Raw genomic sequence first — 20,262 nt, 5'->3', positions numbered from 1 at the left:
TTGGCAGGGATCAGATCCTTATGGCTGTTGAGATAACGTTTAATGGTGGAAATCCCTCCGGTATATCCGGCTGCTTGAAGGCGCTTCAAACATACAGCAGAGTTATAAACCCCATTGCGAAGCAGATTATCCAATATGCTTGTATAGCCTCTTAAAACTGGATTACGGGAAGTGTATCCCTTGTTTTCTTTAACAAAAGAACCACCTTTGTTTTTCCATGTACGCAGCTTGGAACGGGAGATATGAGTCCTACGAGACAGTTCTGCCAGGTTGACTTCATCAAGGCTTATGGCTTGCCCGCTCTCTTCTTCCATTTCTTTCAATGCTTGTGATACAATAGTATCCAAGCCATTACATAACAATTTTTCCACGTTTCCTCCTTTACTCTAAGTTGTTGATCGCAACTTATATTGTAAAGGCTAACGGAAAAATATGTAATGGCTATTTGTTTGGGCTGAAAATGGTGATTTCAGCTGGGCTCTAAATGGTCAAATCAGCTGGGCTCAAAATGGCTAATTCAGATGGGCTCTAATACCGCAAGTCACAGCATCATTGCCAACCGGTATGATTATTGTTTGGATGATGTGAAGGAGAAGGGTTATACCAGGGATTTGTTTGGGAGAGATTGAGGAAAAGGGACTGCCACCGCTGGGATGAGCGGTGGCAGTTTTCTTTATTACATAAATACTAACAATATACTAGATTGTCCACAGAAGGACGTTTTCTCGTGATATAATGAACGGAGATATATTTTTATTGCAAACAAAAATACAAATGACTATTTATATAATCGTTCATTTATAATCTAAGGGATGGTGTACTTAGTTTGGCCTTTTATTGTAATAGAAAAAAGGAAGGTGTAATTCATGAAATTCGATTCGATTACTATTAAAAATTTCCGAAATTTCGATAATATTACCATTAAACTAGACAATAAAAATGTATTCTTTGGGATGAACGATGTGGGAAAAACCAACTTTCTCTATGCTCTAAGGTATTTATTCGATAGAGAAATTCGAAAAAGGAATCTTATTGATACGGATTTCTATAAAAAACATACAAATAAGCCTATTGAAATTACGGTTAGCATTGATATCAGTGATATAAATGATCCAGATAGTGAAAAACTGCGGGCAAAAGTAAAAGGCGCCTTGAGAAGCGGTCAAAACACTGTTTTAATCCAGTTAAAAGCACAATATGATTCTAAAGATATGAGCGCAAATATAGAACTATCATGGGGCGGAGATGTTACCCAATTAGAGCCAATAAGAGCGAAAGGCTATACTTTCGATATTGATAGTGTGTTTAATGTCATATATATAGATGCTTACGTTAATTTATATGGGTTATTCAAGAAGAATACCGCAATACTACTGAAAAACGATGAAGATCAGGATCGAGATACATTAAATGAAATTAATGAAGGAATTAAAACGCTAAATAACAAAATATCATCATTATCTGGGATAAAGAATTTTGAAAAAGAAGTGACTCCAATTTATGGTAATTTTCGTGGTGATGATGTCGAAGTTACTATAAAATCAGAACTGGCTGTTAATGGATTATATTCGAATGTTGTTCCTTATATAAAGGTTGCAGGAAGTGAAGAACTCTACCCAACTTCAGGAGAGGGACGGAAAAAATTATTGGTTTATGCAATTTACAATATATTGGCAAGAGAAAAAGATGAAACCAAAATAAACCTTTTTCTTATTGAAGAACCGGAAAACCATCTTCATAGAGCAATACAAATAGCACTATCCCATGAAATTTTTGTTGGGAAAAAATATAAATATACTTTCATGACTACTCATTCCTCATATATCTTAGCAGAAATGGATAAAGTAAATTTGGTGAGAATATTCAATGATACAAAAGTCGATTCAGCTAGTTCATTTTATACAGTACCGGAAGGATTCGAAAAGTTAAAGAAACAATTAAATAAAGGACTTGTTGAAGCAATTTTTGCGGACAAAGTGTTACTGGTTGAAGGCCCTTCAGAGGAAGTCCTTTTTGAAAAAGTATTAGATGAAAAAGAGCCAAAATACCCAATTATGGGTGTATATATATTGGCAGTAAATGGAATTGATTTTAGTCCTTATGTAAAACTTCTTAAGGAACTACAAATACCGTACGTAGTTAAAACAGATAATGATCTGCGAAAATCAGGAAATAAAGATAAGTATAAACCAATCGGATTTTCTAGAATTAATGCTATGATTGGCGAAGAGCAGTTGCCCGAAGATCCTGTTGATGAAGATGGTATTGAAAGTAGAAGAAATCTATATGATTTGAACAAAGAAAAATTAGATGATATCAGGAAAAATCACCATATCTATTTATCAAGAGTAAGCTTGGAAGAAGATTTGGATGAAGTCCTCCATGATAATATGGTTCAATATCTACCAGAAGCAGATGGAGATATCATAGCATATCTTAAAGGGCATAAGAAATATAATATGATAAAGCTTGTAGAGAAGCTGACAAACGAAGATTGTGATAAAATTTTCCATCATTATAATTTTGCATGTTTGGAGGAAATCCTGAAATGAGCTTATCGGAAATCCAACAGGAAATTGCAGATACGCCTGGTAATATGATTGTGAGCGCAAGCGCAGGGACAGGTAAAACACATACGATGGTTGCCAAGATAGAGAAGGAAATTGAAGACAATCATACGCATAAGGTGATTGCTGCAATTACCTTTACAGTGAAAGCGGCAAAAGAAATAAAAGAAAGATTGAAAATAGATAGCTCTGATCACTTTATTGGAACAAATAATAGCTTTGTTATCGAAGAAATCATAAAACCATTTGCGAAGGACGTATATGGCGATGAATTCAAAGGTGACATAAATACGGATTACTCTATAAAAGTAAATACGTTTGAAGATGGTCTTGCTTACCTTTCAGAGTATAAAACAATTTGTTCTTATGCTGACAACAAAAAGAATTATGTATTTGACCTTGCCCTGAGGATAGTAAAACAATCAGAAGCATGCAGACTCTTTTTAAAAGCGAAATATATCAAAATTTATGTTGATGAGTATCAAGACTGTGACCAGATGATGCATGAATTTTTTATGTATATCTGTAAAACACTTAAGATAGATTTATTTGTCGTAGGGGATCCCAAACAATCTATTTATATTTGGCGGGGAGCATATCCGGAGGCTTTTAGGAGTATTTTTTTGATGGACGATTTCCAGAAAAAAGTATTAAGAGATAACTATAGATCCTGCCAACAAATACAAAATTATTCCAATCTGCTGACGGATGAAACCCGAAGTCTATATACGCCTTGTAGCGATAAAAGTGCTATTTTGCTTGTTAACGCAAATTCGTATAATTGGGTTGGGAAAGTCTGTGACCATTTAGATTTGAATAAGACATGTGCTTTGCTGCGATTTAGTAATAGAAATGCTCAAATGGGTGCAGAAGAACTAAGTCAAATGGGAACTCCATTTACATATATACCAAGAACTCCGATTTCGGATATTACAACAGATGTTTCTTGGTTATATAATGCAATTGCGCAGTATTTTATCCTAAAAGAATATTCTATTTATGATTTTATGGACGAAATACCAGAAAAATCTATTGATGATAGAAAAATCAAACAATATCTTAAGGAAAAGTTAAATTTTATAGAGAAAGCATTGAATAATAAGCTTTATGGAGATGTAATTCAAGAAGTAGAAAACATTGCAGCTTATTTCGGATACACTAGTTCAGAAAATGATATAAAAAAATTGATAGCTACAATTAATGATGAAGAATATCATGCAGCATTTAAAATGGACGAATTGCAACATGTTTCTATAACATTTCATTCTTCAAAAGGACTTGAATTTGATCAGGTAATTGTTTTTGCGAACGACTATCAGTTAGATGATAATGATAGTATTTGCAATCATTACGTTGCTGTAACAAGAGCAAAATCAAGGCTAATAATCGTTAAACTTTGTGATTATAAGCAATATAATGGGATGAAATATTTTGATAATCTGACAAAGATGTTTGAAAAGGCAGGAATTCGTCCTGATGATGTGATGCAAATTATTGAGTAAAAAAGAAGAGGAGCTTAGAAAAGAGAATAGGAGACAGTGTTAAAAAGACATTTTTAAATTTCCAGGAAATTTTTTAAAATGAATGCGTCTAAAACCCTCAGTTCTAAAAGAAGCAAGAGTAATGAAAAATAGGATGTGGCTGTTTGGTTGGAATGAAAATGGCAATTTCAGATTGGTTCTAATTGGCTAAAACAGATAGGCTTTAATAGGGTTCTAAAAGTGAGGATTATCATGACAAACAATGAAAATAAATTCGACTTATTTATTGGGTTATTTAATCGCGATGGATATGTTCTTGATTTTAGTAATGCCAGATTTGATACATTTACTGCCAAATGTGTAGGAACGGCAATTCAAGCAAAATATAAATTATCAAAAGGCAAATCATTGAGAGAATACTTGTATGATCCAGGTGTTAAGGAAAACGAAAAGTGGAAATTGGTAACGGATTTATTAGAATATTATGAGCAAAAATATGAGCAGGAATATAACCCAGAGTTAGGGGCAGATGATTATGTGCCTGGAGTTCATGCTTTTGGAGTAGAATTTAATAAAGGATATAGAAATTTATATTTTAAATGTAAAAAGTTATTAATAGAGCATAATAAAATAAGAACAAGCTGTATAGCTCAATCAGATTTAATCAAAAAGAATTTATTTACCAGTGCATATTTAAAGAATGAAATAGATTTGATGATAAGTGAAATACAATCAAATCCTACGGATGCAATAGGAAAATCGAAAGAACTTATAGAATCTTGCTGTAAAACAATTCTATCTGAAATGCATGTAGACTATGATAAGAAATGGGACTTATCGATTTTAACGAATAAGACCTTAGATTTATTAAAATTAACTCCCAAGACGATAGATGGTAATAGTCCTGTGAGTTCGCAATTAAAAGCAATTTGTGGAAATTTGCGTGGCATCGTTACGAAAATCGCTGAAATTCGAAATGTATATGGAAGTGGTCATGGAAAAGGAGATGGGTTTAAAGGGTTAGAAGCAAGGCATGCTCGTCTTGCTGTAGACTGTTCTGCAACATTTTGTGAATTTATATGGAGTACATGGAAACAGCAAAAGCAAGGATAATAGGGGAGCGGTAGGAAGCAGTAGATGTGCTTTCTACCGCATTCGCATAATAGCTTCTCAGAGAGGGAAAATAAATATGAAGAGACTGGAATTGATGCCAACAGATGAGAATATTTTAAAATCGCTGCAAGAAGATATATTTGAACGGAATCAGGAGTTGCAGTATTTCATAAAGTTATTAAACAGTATTGAAGGTCCCTATAGTATCGCAGTAAATGGAAGCTGGGGAAGTGGAAAAACATTCTTCGTGAAACAGGCAAAAATGGTTTTGGATGCTTATAATACAGACTTCGATATGATAGATGAAAAAAGAAATGCAATAAAAGATAGCCTCAAACTGAAAGATCAGCAAATTAAAAATCAATGCTGCATTTATTACGACGCATGGAAAAGTGATTGTGATCTGGATCCAATTTATTCTTTGATTTGCAGTATCACGGCAGGATATAAGCATTTTAATGAAAAAAATTTTAAGAACAAAGATAATTTTCCTGGGGATATTTTAAAAGGGATGTAGCCAAGGGGTAAAGTAGCCAAATAATCAAAATAGATGGGTTCTAATAGGAGTGATAGACATGGATGAACGGGAAAGGAAATCTGAAAGAATTAAAGCTTATGACAGGACTGATTTGGCATTTAAAATTTATTATGATGAATCTATTGCGTATATAAAGCAATTTCCGAATGGTAAAATATGTAAAAATATCAATGATGTACTTGAAGAATACAATATCGTTAAAATTATAGAAAGAGCGGAAATCAAAACTGCCGATTTGGATAATATCGAATCTTGGATACAAAAAATAAAGTCAGCATGCTTTCGGTATTTTAAAGAGATCCATGATAGTAACATAATAGAAGAATATAGCAGGGTCAATTGTCTTTATTTTGATGATTTTTGGGAGATGTTTGAAAAGGGACGCGTATATGAGCGAATTTCTTCTGATTTAATCGAACGGATTCTCACAATGGAAAATGGCAATGCTCTTTTTTATATTTTGCAGAACAGGAAGATTGTTGAAAAATATAACGTACAGTTAAGAGAGTATATGCTTGCGCATCCTAAAAGTGCAGAGATACTGATTAAAAAATTTATAGAGAAAAGTGATTCCTTTCAACCAATATTTTATATACCTAGTACGCTTAAAACGAATGAATATGAGCTGATTTTACAAAAGTACATTGAATCAGAAACAGTGAAATGGAACTATTTGGACGTCCTTTCAAAAGCGAAATCAACTCGAGAATTTCCTGTTTCAGATCGATTCAAATATAAGTGCAAAAAAAGAATGGAAGAATTGGGAAAAACAATTTTTAAAAAGGATCAGGAGATTATTTCTTCTATTACTGTTGAAATAAAACCATTAACTTCAATTTGTGCTACAGATTTAGATAATCCTTTGGATGTGAAAATTGGTTATGATTCTAATTGGCTGAATAAATTCACCGATTTTTCTACTATATTAAACAACTTTATTCATGTATTTGAAGTTACAGACTATATGGGAAGATTAGATTTTGTTAAGCAAAAATGCGATGAAGGCAGTCTTTCATATTTTATAGGAGTACATGGTAAATATGAATATAGAATGGAGCCTTCGCAGCAACATCGTCTTACGAAGTCGTTGATATCTCTTCAAGCGTATTACAATTTTTTGAAACAAAGAGGCATTAACCTTATAGATGTTTTCGTATGGTTTTTTGAAAACTATTTGCCTAATGAATTTAATGTAACTGGTTTTACATTCAATGTTTCAGTCGAAGGAAAATCTATTTTAGAACTGATAAAATTAATGTTTATTGAGCTAGATGAGATATTAAGAAAATATTGCCTTTATGTTACCGATGGATTCATAAACCAGGAATTATTTGAAATATCTTCCAGCCCTATAACAATAGGTCAAATACCGTCTATTTTGGAAAAAAAGTATTTATATATTAAAAGTGAAGATCTGAAGAATATGCTCTTTTGGATTTTTTCTGCAAGCAGTGGGTTAACGTCTATTGCTAGAGATACCCCAAAAGGTAATAATTTTATTCATGAAAATAACTTTTACTCATTGGTCAGAAAGAATCCGATCTATTACAATGACTTTTTTCAGAGACCTAGAGCAATAGTTAATGTCTTAAAAGATAAAGGAGTTCTTCAAATTGAAGATGATGGTAAGATTTCATTAAATGAAATGAAGTGCCAGGTTTTGAAGCAATTATATGAGTATAGGGTGCTTAATTTTTATTGTTTGAAAAAAGATACTCGGATCAAAGCGTATATAGAAGAATTACTTCAGAATGGTGAATTGGAATATAAAGATACTTTATTTAGTGAACCCGAGGCAGATTTCTTTAACTATATTTTGAATAAATCCAAATATAGTGATGGCTTAGATTTAAGAAACAGATATATCCATGGCAGTTATTCCAAAGATGAAAGAAAACAAGAGTGGGATTATCTGATTGTCCTTCTTGTTGTTGTTTCAGTCATATTGAAAATTAATGAAGAGTTTTGTTTGAAGTATCCAAAGGAAAATTCTATTGAGTGGTGCTGATGGGAAGTGGAGGTGACTAGGGGAATTGGGAACATGGGATTGCTTTCGAAAGGCAGCCTGAGTCAGTTTCCAGGCAGTTTTAATGGCTTATAAATAAATTAATATTTTTTTATGCGATACGAAGGAGTATTGGAATGGCTGACAGAGAAAATAAATATGATAGAGTTAAAGCATATGATAGAAATGATTGGTCTTTTGGTTTGAATGTTTCCAGAGCAGAAAAATTATTGCAAAAACTATCGCTCGATGAACCTGTAAAAAATGTTAATGATGCGATAGAAGCATATAATGTGGGAAAAATATTATCAAACCCGGATGTTGAGATTAAGAGTATAAAAAATTCAAAAGAAGTACAAGAAAAATTGAAAAAACAGTACTTTCGTTTCTTTAATCAAATAACGAATACAAATATGGTGGAAATCTATGAAGCAATTAATATTAGATATTTAGATGATTTTTGGAGATTATTTGAAAAGCGCAACAAATATAAAATTATTGATGAAAGCATTATCAGGCAACTTTTAGATTGTGAAAATCGAACCATTTATTATATCCTGCAAAATAGGAACACCACGCAATCTTATGGAAAATGCCTGCGGGAGTATATGCTGGCAGCAGAAAAAAGCGCTGAAATCTTAATTCGTAAATATATTGAAAAAAAGCCCCCGACTCAACCTACAATAAATATACCTGATACATTTACTGGCGATGATTATAAAACAATCTTGAATAAATATATAGATTATCCTGGAGCTAATTTAAATTATTTGCGGGCTATTTTTAATGCGCCGAATTCAGGAGAATTTCCTATAGATGAGCACATTAGACTTAAAGTAAAAAAAAGGATAGAAGATATCGAAAAAAAGATATTTGATCCAAATTCTGCAATACACACCTCGATTACAATAGGCATTGGAAAAACCCGAAATCCTGTAGATACAGAATATTCAGTTCCACTAAACTTAAAAATTATTTATAGTGAAAGTTGGCTGAAAAAATATTTAGATTTTCCAACCATTCTTAATAATTTTATATATTTAGTTGGGCTGATTGATTTGGACGGAAGATGTATTTTAACTGAATATGCCACTGATAAACCAAGCTTTTTAAAATTTATAGGCGTTAGAGGGAAAAAAGAATATCAAATGAGCCTTGTTCAACATATGAGAATAAATGCAATGGTTTCATCTTTAGCAGCCTATCGAGATTTTTTACAAAACTTCCATGTGCGATTGGAAGATGTTATACCCTGGTTCTTTAAAGAGTACTTAAAAAATGAGTTTCAAGCAGAGGGTTTCTTATTTGGAGTGCCAACTATCATTGATGCTGATGCTGATTCCTCAATACAATTATTGACTCAATTTGACCGGGTATTGAAAGAATTTCATTATTATGCTTCGGATGGTACCATTAATCAAGAACTTATGGAGATGTCATCGAATCCTGTTCCCATTAAAGCAATATCTTCTTTGTTAAAGGATAAATATTTATATGCGAATAGCCCTGAAATAAAGTATACTATGGTTCAACTCTTCTCGGATCAAAGTGATTTAACAATAATAGCAAAGAAAGGACAAAGTGATGAAAAATATACATATGAAGAAAATTTTGTTTCTTTGATAAAGAAACATCAAGTATTTGATCAAGATTTTGAGAATTATCAACGAGGCGCATTACAGCTTCTGAAAAAGAAAAATGTTATTGAAATAGCCTCGAATGGGTTAATTAAATTGAATAAAATAAAGTGCAGCATTTTATGGGAGCTTTATGAATATGGGGTAATTAATGCATATTACTATAACCGAAATCCCCGTAGAAAACAATGTATTGAAAATATGATAGCAACTGAAGATGTGAGATATGAGAATACTTTATTTAGCATTCCGGAACAAAATATTTTAAATTATATTTTGAATAAATCACAATACAGTGATGGCACTGATTTACGAAATAAATATATTCATGGAACTTATTCCCTAGATAGGAACACGCAATATAATGATTATCTGATGATTTTATTGATTGTTATTGTGACGGTCTTAAAAATCAATGAGGAGTTCTGTTTGAAGCATCCGGAGGAGAATTTTATTGAGTGGTGCTGATGGGGCGTGAAAGTGGGAGACGCTTTTCATGCTTACAACAATGGAGGGAACCCACCAATGGATTCCTTTGAACGGAAACGCAGCCTGCGGCTGCTAACCCACCACCCATGCTGGCGCATGGATACCCCAGCTACGGCATAAGCGACCTCGCTATCCGCTAAAGCGGATGCGCCCTGCTTACGCCCTTGTAAAGGGCGGAGATATAATTACAGGTTCAGCATAAAAGAAAGGCGTTCTTCATCAACCACTTTTCCCCATTGTCATCATGGGAAATTCCCCATTTTCACCAGGGTTCTAGCGTCGGGTTAATTTGACCAAGTAGAGTCGGGTTAAAATGACCAATTTCAGTCGGATTAAAACAGCCAATTTGCCTGGAGACATTTTAAATGGAATGTGGCCAGGCAGCTGCTTTCCAAGATCATATAGGATGGGGGAAGTATGGTGTGGCGACTTGGTTGGGCTGAAAATGGCGATTTCAGATGGGCCCTAATAATAGTGATTAGGTGGTTAAGTGGATAAGTGGCTAGGTGATTTGGGTCGTTGAGCCGATTTGCTTATCGAGAGTCTGTATAGAGGTCTTTTAGTAGGGAAAATTTTAAAATATCAACTTACTTTATCAATTGATTCAAGAATACCTGTTCGGAGTTTACAAAATGAGAGAACTTTGTTAGAATAATTAAATGGAACAGTATAAGCATTTTTCATGATTTCAGGAGCCAGCAATGTTCAAAGAAACAGTCTATCATGGAACAATACAGCAAAAAGCTGACGCTATAGTAAAAGAGGGATTCATAGAAAGCAGTAAAGATATTGAATGGCTTGGTACAGGAATCTATTTTTTTGCCAAGCGGGAAGATGCTGAATTGTGGGCAGAAAATGAGGCTGCGAAGAAAAAGAATAAAGTAACAAAACCGTGTCTTCTGCAAGCTAATATCTTTTGTAATGATGACGAATTTCTTGACTTGGATATAGAAGAGAATATGGCTGAAATGGAAAGAACAATTCTTCCATTTTTGGAAAAAGGAGAAGAAGGACATCCTGTTATTAATGGCGACAATAGCGGTGTAAAACTGCGATGCCTAGCATGCAATTTCTACAAGAAATTGAAAGGAATAAAAATTTTGGCCTATTCTTTTCCTAAAAGAATCATGGTTAATAAACTTGGGTTTCGTGTTTGTTTGAAACAAAGACAATATGCTGTGAGCAGTAATAAAAATATTGGGGAAGTGAAAAAGTTTCGATAGGAGGCAGTCGAAATGAAAAACAGTGATCTTAACGCATTATTAAAAGAATGCTGTTTGGAATTGGGCATTGAATGGGTAGATGAACCGGGTCCTGCTGTGATAGATGGGCAAAAGGCAGACGAGTATTTCAAAGATCATACCATTTTTCCTGATACGAAGGATATTGCTTTAGTTTTGGAATATCCTGACGGAAATGATGGGAATGAGATGGATTCAGATTTGCCTGTTGATATTTTAGTAGATACTACAGATGAAATTTTAAAGGCCGCATAGAAGGAGACAATATGGATTTTCAGGAAAAACAGCTAAGCAGTTTGCAGATGCAGCATTTGCATGTCAAGGATATAAAGTTCTCTGCAACTGGAAAAGAACCAGTTCGACCTACTAAAATGAATGTTGCATTTCATGTGGATAAAAATGTCCAATCTGACAGTAAAATGGCAGTGGAATTAAGTTGTGATATTGATATTCCCGAAATTGCTCAAATGCAAGTAAAATTAGCTGCTGATTTTGAGACAGATGGGAATGTTCCAGTTGAAAGCATGCTAAAAAATGCGATTGCCATCATGTTTCCATTCTTAAGAAGTCAAGTTACCTTGGTTACATCACAACCAAATTTCAGACCGATCATATTACCAATTATTAATATTAATAATCTGGTAAAATAACCAGGAAAGCCCTTTAAAGCTGGAATATCATTTTCCATCTTTAAAGGGCTTTCTTTTATTTTTTAGGAATCAGGTGATTGCCGAACGAATGAATACAGACCACTAGGCGGCCTGGTGGAGGGACGCCCGTTGGGCGGCACCCTACAGGGATGGAGAATTTTCGATAGAACAGCATGTGTTCGACAGAAAAGGTGCGGGGGGGGGCGGGACGCCCGGCAGGCGGTTGGCATTTTTCAGTTTTCTTTCCTCCGACTCGTTCCCGGGGCGCAAGGAGGTTCCAGATGCGCGAAAGTGGGAATTTTTGAAAGTGGCATAGTACATAATGGTACATGCCTCTTTCAAAAATTCCCACTGACAAAGCAGATGGGGCCTTATTGTGTCCCGGTTTTGTGTTCACCACATGTGCATGGTGCAGCAATCTGTCTAAAATGGTTGTCGCTGATGTGAATGTCAAAGAAAAAGTAAGCCACGCGCTTGCCAAAAATTGAGCCACTGTGATCATGAAAAAGTGAGTCACACAGGGGGAGAAAGTGATTAGGAGGTGAAAAGCAGCAGGGCCGCTTTTCAGTCTCACGCTCAGCGTCTCACGTTTCATGCCGATGATCATGAGCTGACAGGCACTAGGCTCTAGCGGAAGGAGGGAACCCGCAGGGCGGGTTCCTGGGAACGTATAAAAACCGCAGGCCGGGACGGGCGTGCCTGCGGCGCGCCCCTACGGCGTTGGGGTCGGAAGTTGGATACAACGGTCACAGGAACGGAATCTTCGATAACTTCGTTTCTGTGAATTTCCGTTGGTCCTTTGATTCCAACGTGGTAGGGGCTTCCCGAAGGGGAGCCCGTCCCGGCCGCCGGTTTTTCATGTTCAAAGGCAGATGCGTGAGCATCTGGCATCCGAAACGATGAACGACCAACGATGAACCAAAAGGCCGCCGGATTTTCCGGCGGCCTTTCTATTGGGAAGAAAAACGCCCTGGGCGTTTTCCAACCTACAGCAATCCATGCAGTTTCCCCAGTTTCTGGATCTGGTCCAGAGAGTAATGGGTGATCCGGGAAATGGTTTCCATGGGGATCTTTTCCTTCAGCATGGCGACAATGTTGGATTCCCGTTCTTCCTGACGGCCTTCCTGTTTTCCTTCCAAGCGGCCTTTTTCCAGGTTCTTTCTTGCAATGGCGTGTCCGATACCGCACATGGTTTCCGCCTCCTTTTTCATCTCTACGGTCATAGGGATGTTGTATTTTAGCTAAAGAATACGATTTCTATATTGTTAATTTTATCATATTTGATGGGGATGGGAGGAAGGGGAAAAGCGGCAGGGCCGCTTTTCTGTCTCACGCAGATGGTCATGAGCTGACAGTCACTAGTCTCTAGCGACAGGAGGGAACCTGCTGGGCGGGTTCCTGGGAACGTATAAAAACCGCAGGCCGGGACGGGCGTGCCTGCGGCGCGCCCCTACGGCGTTGGGGTCGGAAGTTGGATACAACGGTCACAGGAACGGAATCTTCGATAACTTCGTTTCTGTGAATTTCCGTTGGTCCTTTGATTCCAACGTGGTAGGGGCTGCCCGAAGGGAAGCCCATCCCGGCCGCCGGGTTTCATGTTCAAAGGCAGATGCACAGCATCTGGCATCCGAAACGATGAACGATGAACGACCAACGATGAACAAACGGCCGCCGGATTTTACGGTGGCCGTTCCATCTTGCTCCTGATCCTGGCGGGCCGCCCGGCGTGCGGCCCCTACGGACCCGTGATCACTTAATCCCCCCTCCAATTCCTCGTCCATTCACCTGCATATATGGTATAATTACTTGTCTACACAAATCCCAGTACTGGGATGATTTTGCTGAAAAAGGGGGCTTTTGTGCTATGAAACATACTTTTGCTGTGCTGCTTGCTTTGGGGTTGGGCCTGGCTGGGGGGCCGGGGACGGCGCTGGCTCAGGTGGCGGCCAATGTGCCGGTGGACAGCCGGTATTATGAGACCATTGATAAACTTTCGGGGATGGGGTACCTGTCTTCGCTGCCCAACGGGGCCCGGCCCTACAGCCGTCTCCAGATGGCCCAATGGGCCCTGGAAGCGAAGGAAAAGGCGGCGGAGAAGCCTCTTCCCGGGTACCTGGAGGCGGATCTGGCGGATCTGGAATCTTATGTGGCGCCGGAGGTGGCGGCCCTCCAGGGCAGCGGCACCGGCGGGGACGGGTTCCGGCTCCGCTCTTTCCAGGTGGGAACCGGGTATCTCCATGGGGACAGATTCTCCTACCGGGACAGCCGGACGGCCAGTGAATGGGCTCCGTTTGCCGGGACCAACGGCCACAAAAAGGGACGGAACGGCAGTGTGGCCGGGGAAGTGGAGGCGTCCGGGAACCTGGGCCATGAGGTGGCCCTGGGGATCCGGGGCCGGGCGTCCTGGGACAAGGACAATGAAGGCACGGCCAGCCTGGAGGAAGCCTATGTGAAGACCCGGACTGGGGCCTGGGCCTGGGAACTGGGCCGGCAGGCCATGACCTGGGGACAGGGGGCCAGTGGCCATCTGCTGCTGGGGAACGGGATGAAGCCTCTTACCACTCTCCAGGCCCATCTGAATGAACCCATCCAGGCCGGGGGCTTCCTGAAGTTCCTGGGCCAGGTGGATTTCCATGCCTTTTACGGCCGTCTGGACGGGGACCGGGCGGAGGATGCGGCCCGGTGGGGCCGGAAGGATTACAACCATCCTGGGCTTTTGGGGCTGCGGCTGGATGTGACTCCCACCCGGTGGCTGACCTTGGGGGCTTCCCGGATCTCCATGCTGGGCGGGGATGAAAACGGTCTTTCTTCTCACGACTGGGGGAAATGGATTTACGGCCACAATGCGGACAGCCAGGACAAATGGGACGATATCGGAGGCTTCGACTTCCGGCTGCGGCTGCCCGGGATCCAGTTCTACGGAGAGATGTACGGGGAGGACCAGGCCCACGGACTGCCCTCGGACTGGGGCTGGCGGGGCGGAGTGTACCTGCCTCAGCTGACCCGGGACGGATCCTGGGATCTGGTGGCGGAAATGGCCCACACCAACAAGGACTGGTACGTCCATGGCACCTATCAGGACGGCTGGACCTACAGCGGGGACATGCTGGGGGACTGGATGGGCAATGACGCCCGGAAGTACTATGCCCGGGTGAACCATTATTTCCCGGGAGCGGACCGGCTGGGGCTGTACTACCAGCGGACGGAGAAGGACCGGGGCAGTGACGGGCCGGTGATCCAGGAAACCGGGCTTACGGGACGGAAGAAGCTGAAGGACGCGGTGTATCTCAACGGGACGCTGGGGTATGCCTCCATCAAACAGGGGACAAAGGACCATGCGCTGTTTGCCGGTGCGGAGGTAGAGTGGAATTTATAGGCAAGTGAAGAGTGAAGAGCAGGCCTCTGGCCGAGGGGGCATCTCACGTCTTACGCGGTCGGAGAGCATCTGCCGGAGGCAGATGCTCTTGAAGGAGAACGCAGCCGGGGGCTGCTAACCCACCACCATTGCGCAAGCGCAATGGTCCTCCGCCCTTGCAAAGGGCGGATATATGTGGGTGGGGTCGGATGTTGGATACAACGGTCACAGGAACGGTGTCTACGAGAAACCCGTTTCTGTGATTTCTCGTTGGATCTGTGATACCAAAACGACTCACGATGAACGATTTTTCTATTGTCTTGTCATTTGTCTGCTACGGAATAAACCCGGTTCATTTAAACAAACGGAATATTCGGAATCGTTAAAAAATAATCACTTGCTGTACATTTTTTTGTTGCACTTCTTTTGCAAAGATGGTATGATATTTTACATAAACTGTCATAACTTTACAGATGAAGGAGCAGTTGATACCCATGCAGCAGACAATTGTTTTACCATCGGGATTTTCTTTTGATGTGACCAACATGCTGGGCGAAGGCCGGATCCAGCCGGCGGAGGTGGAGGCGCTGGCCCCCCGGATCCGGCAGGCGGCGGAAGGGGTGGACAAGATCCGGAAGGAAGGACGGGCCAAAAACCATCTTTCCAAGGATGGGACTCCGGAACCGGTACTGTTTCCCCGGCTGCCTTACCCGGGCCCGGATTCTCCCAACACCCCGGAACTGCTCCAGGAACTGAAGGAATTCGGGGAACAGGTCCGGGAAAAGCAGGATGCGGTGGTATTCTGCGGCGTGGGCGGCTCCTATCTGGGGGGCAAGGTGCTGGCGGACTGCTGTGCCAGCAGCTATTGGCACCGTCATTTGGACCCTATGCCTGCGGTGTTCTTCGGGGGCAACAATGTGGATCCGGAAGATGCGGACAACATCCGGGACGGGCTGGTGAAACTGGCGGACAAATGCCGGAAGGACCTGGACCGTCCGTTGCGGGTGCTGCTGGTGCCCATTTCCAAATCCGGCACCACTTTGGAACCCACCGCTGCTTTCCTTCATTATTACAGCTTCCTGACAGGTGAGGAAAGCCTGTTCCAGGTGAGCTGTGCCGTGGTTACGGACAAGCGGATGGAAAAGGGGCCCCTGAACCGGCTGGCCCGGAAGTACGGCTGGCCCATGTTCGATGTGCCCAACGGGGTGGGGGGACGGTTCAGCGTCCTGTCCACACCGGGCCTTGTGGTGGGGGCCGTGCTGGGCATGGACCTGGAGGAACTGCTGCGGGGTGCCCGGGAGATGGACCAGGCCTGCCAGGGCAGTGACCTGGACACCAACCCGGCTCTCCTGAATGCGGTGCTGAAGTACCTGGGGGCCAAAAACCACGGGGCAGTGATGGAAGTGATCATGCCCTACAGCCTGCGGCTGAAGGCGCTGGGAGAATGGTATGTGCAGCTGTTGGCGGAATCCCTGGGGAAACGGAAGGACCGGGACGGGAACACGGTGTTCTACGGACGGACGCCGGTGGTGGCCATCGGCACCACGGATATGCATTCCCAGACCCAGCTCCACCAGGACGGGCGCCGGGACAAGGCGGTCCAGTTCCTGTTTGTGGACAGCGAGAAGGGCCGGGTCCATATCCGGAATCCCTTCCCGGAAATCACGGAATATGACAAGTATGAGGGGCTGGATATGGGACAGGCCCTGGAAGTGGCCATGGAATCCAACGAAGAGGCCCTGGCCAGTGACCAGCGGCTGAACGCCCTGTACCGGCTGCCGGATGTAAATGAATACATGCTGGGCCATTTGTTCTACTTCCTGATGCTGAGCATCGCTTACGAAGGGGAACTGGCCAATGTGGATGCCTACGATCAGCCGGGTGTGGAAATCTACAAGCGGCTGATGGGGGAAAAGTTGAAGAAGAGATAAACAAGGGGTGCCGCCCAGCGGCACCCCTTTTCATTTCCCTATTCCCAAAGGCTCGTTCAATGCGTCTTCCAGCTGCTCCGGGGTGATCATGTCCTGTTCTGCCATCCGGTTCAGAACCAGGTTCCGGCGCTTTTTGCTGCCCTGCCAGTTGGCGTAGGGGTTCAGGGCGGTGGGGGCATAGGGGAGACCGGCCAGGGTGGCGGCCTGGGGCAGGCTCAGGTCTTTGGGATTTTTGCCGAAGTATACCTGGGAGGCCTGCTTCACCCCGGTGGCACCGGACCCCAGGAAGGTGGTGTTCAGGTACATTTCCAGGATCTCCTCCTTGCTGCATCGGGCTTCCACCAACAGGGCCAGGGCCGCTTCCGCCGCTTTCCGCTTCACCGACTGGTCGGAAGTGAGCAGCAGGTTCTTCACCAGCTGCTGGGTGATGGTGCTGGCTCCTTCCACCACTTCGTCGTTCTGGATGTTCACCAGGGTGGCCCGGATGATCCCGTCAGGATCCACTCCGTGGTGGGAGTAGAACCGTTTGTCTTCCACCGCCACCTGGGCCTTGGGCAGCCAGGGGGACATTTGCTTCAGAGGCACCCAGTCTTCCCGGGGAATCCGGCTGTGGGCGATTTCCCGGATGTGCCACCCTTCCCACACCAGCTGGAGGGAACTAGGAAGTTCTTCCGGGGGCCGGGGGGTGCCGGCAGGGAAAGTCCGGGTCTCCTGGGAGGCAGGACGGGCCGGCCCGCCCACTTTTTCATGGATGGTGTCCGGCCGGGTCATGTGCCAGCACAGGGCCCCCGCCAGGATCACCAGGATGCACAACAGTTTCCGCATACGCATGTTCCCCCTTTTTACTCCTTCCATTGTAATGGATATGGCGGGAAAAATCCAATGGAATCGGGTTCACAAAATTGTACGGTCTTTTTGGAAAAAAGGTGGCTGTAAGACTCTCTTTCGTACTATAATGAAGACACATATCAGGACATGGCCTGCTCTGGAAAAAGTTGTGAAAAAGAGTTGCAAATTTATACATTGAAGCGTATAATAATGCAACATAAGGCAGGGATGGAAGGCGTGTCCTGATAAAGCGTATTCTATATGGTTCCGGATTCCGGACAAAAATCCCAAATACCTGAATTTGGATTAGGAGGAAATGCAATGCAGATCAAGAATAACGAAATGAACATATTAGTTGAAGCACTGCCATATTTAAGCGCTTTCAAGGGCAAAACAGTGGTCGTGAAATATGGCGGCAATGCCATGCTCAACGATGATCTGAAGAATAAAGTCCTGGAGGACATCGTCTTCCTCCGCTTCGCCGGCATGCGTCCGGTGGTGGTCCACGGCGGCGGTCCGGAAATCACTGCCATGCTCAAGGCGGCCGGGAAGAAATCTGAATTCGTCAGCGGCCTCCGGGTCACCGACAAGGAAACGGTGGAAATCGCCGAACTGGCCCTGGTGGGGAAGACCAACACGGATCTGGTCCGCCGGCTGAATGTCCTGGGGGGCAAGGCCGTAGGCCTCAACGGCAAGGACGCCAAACTCATTGAAGCCCGGAAGCATCTGGCGGATGTGTATGAAAACGGCCAGGTAAACCTGGTGGACATCGGCTATGTGGGCACGGTGGAAAAGGTGAATACGGACCTGATCAACCTGCTGCTGGCCAACGACTACATCCCGGTGATCGCTCCCACAGGCATCGGCCCTGACGGGGAAACCTACAACATCAACGCGGACAGCGTGGCCGGGGAAGTGGCCGGTGCCCTGAAAGCGGAAAAACTGCTGATGCTCACCGACGTAAAGGGCATCTACGAGGACCACAAGGACGAAAGCACCTTCCTGTCCACCCTGACCTTCGAAAAGGCTCAGGAACTGATCGTGAAGGGCAGCATCGACGGGGGCATGATCCCCAAGGTGAAGGCCTGCATCTCCGCCCTCAGCGGCGGGGCGGTGAAGACCCACATCATCGACGGGCGCCAGGAACACTCCATTCTCCAGGAGATCTTCTCCGACGAGGGTGTGGGTACGGAAGTCGTAAGAGACTGAAGGAGGAAAAGCGATACAATGGATACCAAAGAAATCATGGAAACCACTGATAAATATTATCTCCCGGTGTTCGGCCGGAGCCCCATTGCGCTGGACCACGGGGAAGGGGTTTACCTGTATGATACGGACGGGAACAAATACACGGATTTTCTGGCCGGGATCGCGGTGAATGCCCTGGGCTACGCTTATCCTCCTCTGGTGAAGGCGGTCAGCGAACAGGCGGCCAAGATCATGCACGGGTCCAACCTGTTCTATTATGAAATCCAGGCCAAAGCCGCCAGGCAGCTGTGTGAAGTCACCGGGTTCGACCGGGTGTTCTTCTGCAACAGTGGGGCGGAAGCCAACGAAGGGGCCATTAAACTGGCCCGGAAATACGGGAACAGCAAGGACCCGAAAAAGTTTAAGATCGTCACTGCCAAGGATTCCTTCCACGGCCGGACCATGGAGACCCTTACCGCCACCGGTCAGGATCATTACCATGAAGGGCTGAATCCTCTGCCGGAAGGGTTCATCTACGTGCCCTTCGGGGATACGGAAGCCCTGGAAAAGGTTATGGATGATGAGGTGTGCGGGGTGCTCCTGGAACCGATCCAGGGCGAAGGGGGCGTCCATGTGCCTCCTGCCGGCTATCTGGAAAAGGTGAAGGAACTGTGCGAAAAGCACGATGCCCTGCTGATCTTCGATGAGATCCAGACCGGGGTGTGCCGGACCGGGTACTGGTTCGCCTGGATGCACAGCGGGGTGAAACCGGACATCATGACCCTGGCCAAAGCCATCGGCGGCGGCTTCCCCATGGGGGCTTTCGTGGTCCAGGAAAGACTGGCCCATGTGTTCGCACCCGGGGACCACGGTTCCACCTTCGGGGGCAACGCCCTGTCCTGCGCGTCCTGCTATGCAGCCATCAAGGCCATGAAAGACCTGGAACTGGACAAAAAGGCGGCGGAAACCGGGGCCTATTTCAAGAAGGGCCTGGAAGGACTGAAGGCCAAGTATCCGGATAAGGTAAAAGACGTCCGGGGCCTGGGACTGATCCTGGGGCTGGAACTGGCCAAACCGGGTGCCAGCCTGGTACAGGGAGCCCTGAAGAAAGGGTTCATCATCAACTGCACCGCCGGGAACGTGCTGCGGTTCGTGCCGCCGCTGATCATCGGTGAAAAAGATATCGACGCACTGCTGAAGGGACTGGATGAGCTTCTGGCAGAATTCTGATAAAAAAGA

At 43.5% G+C, this 20,262-nt stretch carries 15 protein-coding genes and 1 pseudogene; 13 read left to right on the top strand and 3 right to left on the bottom strand.

Annotated elements, in window-relative coordinates; all coding sequences use genetic code 11:
• A pseudogene (locus tag FX155_RS01215) lies at positions 1-371 on the bottom strand (IS21 family transposase); the annotation flags it as partial.
• A gap of 495 nt (positions 372-866) precedes the next feature.
• Between FX155_RS01215 and FX155_RS01210 the strand changes: the two are divergent.
• From FX155_RS01210 to FX155_RS01170, 9 genes are all read left to right on the top strand, one after another.
• A complete protein-coding gene (locus FX155_RS01210) occupies positions 867-2,552 on the top strand; it encodes an ATP-dependent nuclease (protein WP_154487430.1) in 1,686 nt (561 codons plus the stop codon).
• Positions 2,549-4,069, top strand: coding sequence for a UvrD-helicase domain-containing protein (locus tag FX155_RS01205; protein ID WP_154487428.1), 1,521 nt, complete (start codon positions 2,549-2,551; stop codon positions 4,067-4,069). The genes FX155_RS01210 and FX155_RS01205 overlap by 4 nt, the downstream gene beginning before the upstream one ends.
• A gap of 231 nt (positions 4,070-4,300) precedes the next feature.
• Positions 4,301-5,161 (top strand): abortive infection family protein, encoded by an 861-nt coding sequence (locus FX155_RS01200; protein WP_154487426.1) that lies wholly within the window; start codon positions 4,301-4,303, stop codon positions 5,159-5,161.
• Positions 5,162-5,237: 76 nt separating this feature from the next.
• Positions 5,238-5,678, top strand: a complete 441-nt coding sequence (locus FX155_RS01195) for a P-loop NTPase fold protein (protein ID WP_154487424.1) — start codon at positions 5,238-5,240, stop codon at positions 5,676-5,678.
• Between the two features lie 58 nt (positions 5,679-5,736).
• Positions 5,737-7,707 carry a hypothetical protein gene (locus tag FX155_RS01190; RefSeq protein ID WP_154487422.1) on the top strand — a complete coding sequence of 657 codons (1,971 nt, stop codon included), beginning with the start codon at positions 5,737-5,739 and terminating at the stop codon, positions 7,705-7,707.
• A gap of 134 nt (positions 7,708-7,841) precedes the next feature.
• On the top strand, positions 7,842-9,809 hold the full coding sequence (locus tag FX155_RS01185) for a hypothetical protein (protein WP_154487420.1): 1,968 nt from the start codon (positions 7,842-7,844) through the stop codon (positions 9,807-9,809).
• A gap of 722 nt (positions 9,810-10,531) precedes the next feature.
• Positions 10,532-11,053, top strand: a complete 522-nt coding sequence (locus FX155_RS01180; protein ID WP_154487418.1) for a hypothetical protein — start codon at positions 10,532-10,534, stop codon at positions 11,051-11,053.
• A gap of 12 nt (positions 11,054-11,065) precedes the next feature.
• Positions 11,066-11,326: a hypothetical protein gene (locus tag FX155_RS01175; RefSeq protein WP_022488212.1), complete on the top strand. Its 261-nt coding sequence runs from the start codon at positions 11,066-11,068 to the stop codon at positions 11,324-11,326.
• A gap of 11 nt (positions 11,327-11,337) precedes the next feature.
• A complete protein-coding gene (locus FX155_RS01170) occupies positions 11,338-11,721 on the top strand; it encodes a protein-export chaperone SecB (protein WP_074707775.1) in 384 nt (127 codons plus the stop codon).
• 986 nt (positions 11,722-12,707) lie between these two features.
• On the opposite strand, the gene FX155_RS01165 is transcribed toward FX155_RS01170, so the two are convergent.
• Positions 12,708-12,911 (bottom strand): hypothetical protein, encoded by a 204-nt coding sequence (locus FX155_RS01165; protein ID WP_195839591.1) that lies wholly within the window; start codon positions 12,909-12,911, stop codon positions 12,708-12,710.
• A gap of 674 nt (positions 12,912-13,585) precedes the next feature.
• On the opposite strand from FX155_RS01165, the gene FX155_RS01160 reads away from it, so the two are divergent.
• A complete protein-coding gene (locus FX155_RS01160) occupies positions 13,586-15,097 on the top strand; it encodes a capsule assembly Wzi family protein (RefSeq protein WP_154487416.1) in 1,512 nt (503 codons plus the stop codon).
• Between the two features lie 473 nt (positions 15,098-15,570).
• Complete coding sequence (locus FX155_RS01155) at positions 15,571-17,007, top strand: glucose-6-phosphate isomerase (protein ID WP_154487414.1); 1,437 nt, start codon at positions 15,571-15,573, stop codon at positions 17,005-17,007.
• A 30-nt stretch (positions 17,008-17,037) separates the two neighbouring features.
• Here the strand turns inward: FX155_RS01155 and FX155_RS01150 are convergent, their stop codons facing one another.
• A complete protein-coding gene (locus FX155_RS01150; protein ID WP_154487412.1) occupies positions 17,038-17,832 on the bottom strand; it encodes a transglycosylase domain-containing protein in 795 nt (264 codons plus the stop codon).
• A gap of 324 nt (positions 17,833-18,156) precedes the next feature.
• Here FX155_RS01150 and argB point away from each other — a divergent pair, with 324 nt between their 5' ends.
• Positions 18,157-19,044 carry an acetylglutamate kinase gene (argB, locus tag FX155_RS01145; protein ID WP_022487739.1) on the top strand — a complete coding sequence of 296 codons (888 nt, stop codon included), beginning with the start codon at positions 18,157-18,159 and terminating at the stop codon, positions 19,042-19,044.
• 18 nt (positions 19,045-19,062) lie between these two features.
• Positions 19,063-20,253: an aspartate aminotransferase family protein gene (locus FX155_RS01140; RefSeq protein ID WP_154487410.1), complete on the top strand. Its 1,191-nt coding sequence runs from the start codon at positions 19,063-19,065 to the stop codon at positions 20,251-20,253.
• The last annotated feature ends 9 nt before the right edge of the window (positions 20,254-20,262 follow it).

This window comes from Acidaminococcus fermentans (assembly GCF_009696675.1).
Taxonomy (GTDB): Bacteria; Bacillota; Negativicutes; order Acidaminococcales; family Acidaminococcaceae; genus Acidaminococcus.
This window is presented reverse-complemented; position numbering and strand designations above follow the sequence as displayed.

Bases quoted from the DNA above. Each gene is read 5' to 3' on its own strand.
- FX155_RS01175 (WP_022488212.1), top strand. From the start codon at position 11,066: ATGAAAAACAGTGATCTTAACGCATTATTAAAAGAATGCTGTTTGGAA.
- FX155_RS01140 (WP_154487410.1), top strand. From the start codon at position 19,063: ATGGATACCAAAGAAATCATGGAAACCACTGATAAATATTATCTCCCG.
- FX155_RS01155 (WP_154487414.1), top strand. From the start codon at position 15,571: ATGCAGCAGACAATTGTTTTACCATCGGGATTTTCTTTTGATGTGACC.
- FX155_RS01160 (WP_154487416.1), top strand. From the start codon at position 13,586: ATGAAACATACTTTTGCTGTGCTGCTTGCTTTGGGGTTGGGCCTGGCT.
- FX155_RS01165 (WP_195839591.1), bottom strand. From the start codon at position 12,911: ATGTGCGGTATCGGACACGCCATTGCAAGAAAGAACCTGGAAAAAGGC.
- FX155_RS01200 (WP_154487426.1), top strand. From the start codon at position 4,301: ATGACAAACAATGAAAATAAATTCGACTTATTTATTGGGTTATTTAAT.
- argB (WP_022487739.1), top strand. From the start codon at position 18,157: ATGCAGATCAAGAATAACGAAATGAACATATTAGTTGAAGCACTGCCA.
- FX155_RS01190 (WP_154487422.1), top strand. From the start codon at position 5,737: ATGGATGAACGGGAAAGGAAATCTGAAAGAATTAAAGCTTATGACAGG.
- FX155_RS01195 (WP_154487424.1), top strand. From the start codon at position 5,238: ATGAAGAGACTGGAATTGATGCCAACAGATGAGAATATTTTAAAATCG.
- FX155_RS01210 (WP_154487430.1), top strand. From the start codon at position 867: ATGAAATTCGATTCGATTACTATTAAAAATTTCCGAAATTTCGATAAT.
- FX155_RS01180 (WP_154487418.1), top strand. From the start codon at position 10,532: ATGTTCAAAGAAACAGTCTATCATGGAACAATACAGCAAAAAGCTGAC.
- FX155_RS01170 (WP_074707775.1), top strand. From the start codon at position 11,338: ATGGATTTTCAGGAAAAACAGCTAAGCAGTTTGCAGATGCAGCATTTG.
- FX155_RS01150 (WP_154487412.1), bottom strand. From the start codon at position 17,832: ATGCGGAAACTGTTGTGCATCCTGGTGATCCTGGCGGGGGCCCTGTGC.
- FX155_RS01185 (WP_154487420.1), top strand. From the start codon at position 7,842: ATGGCTGACAGAGAAAATAAATATGATAGAGTTAAAGCATATGATAGA.
- FX155_RS01205 (WP_154487428.1), top strand. From the start codon at position 2,549: ATGAGCTTATCGGAAATCCAACAGGAAATTGCAGATACGCCTGGTAAT.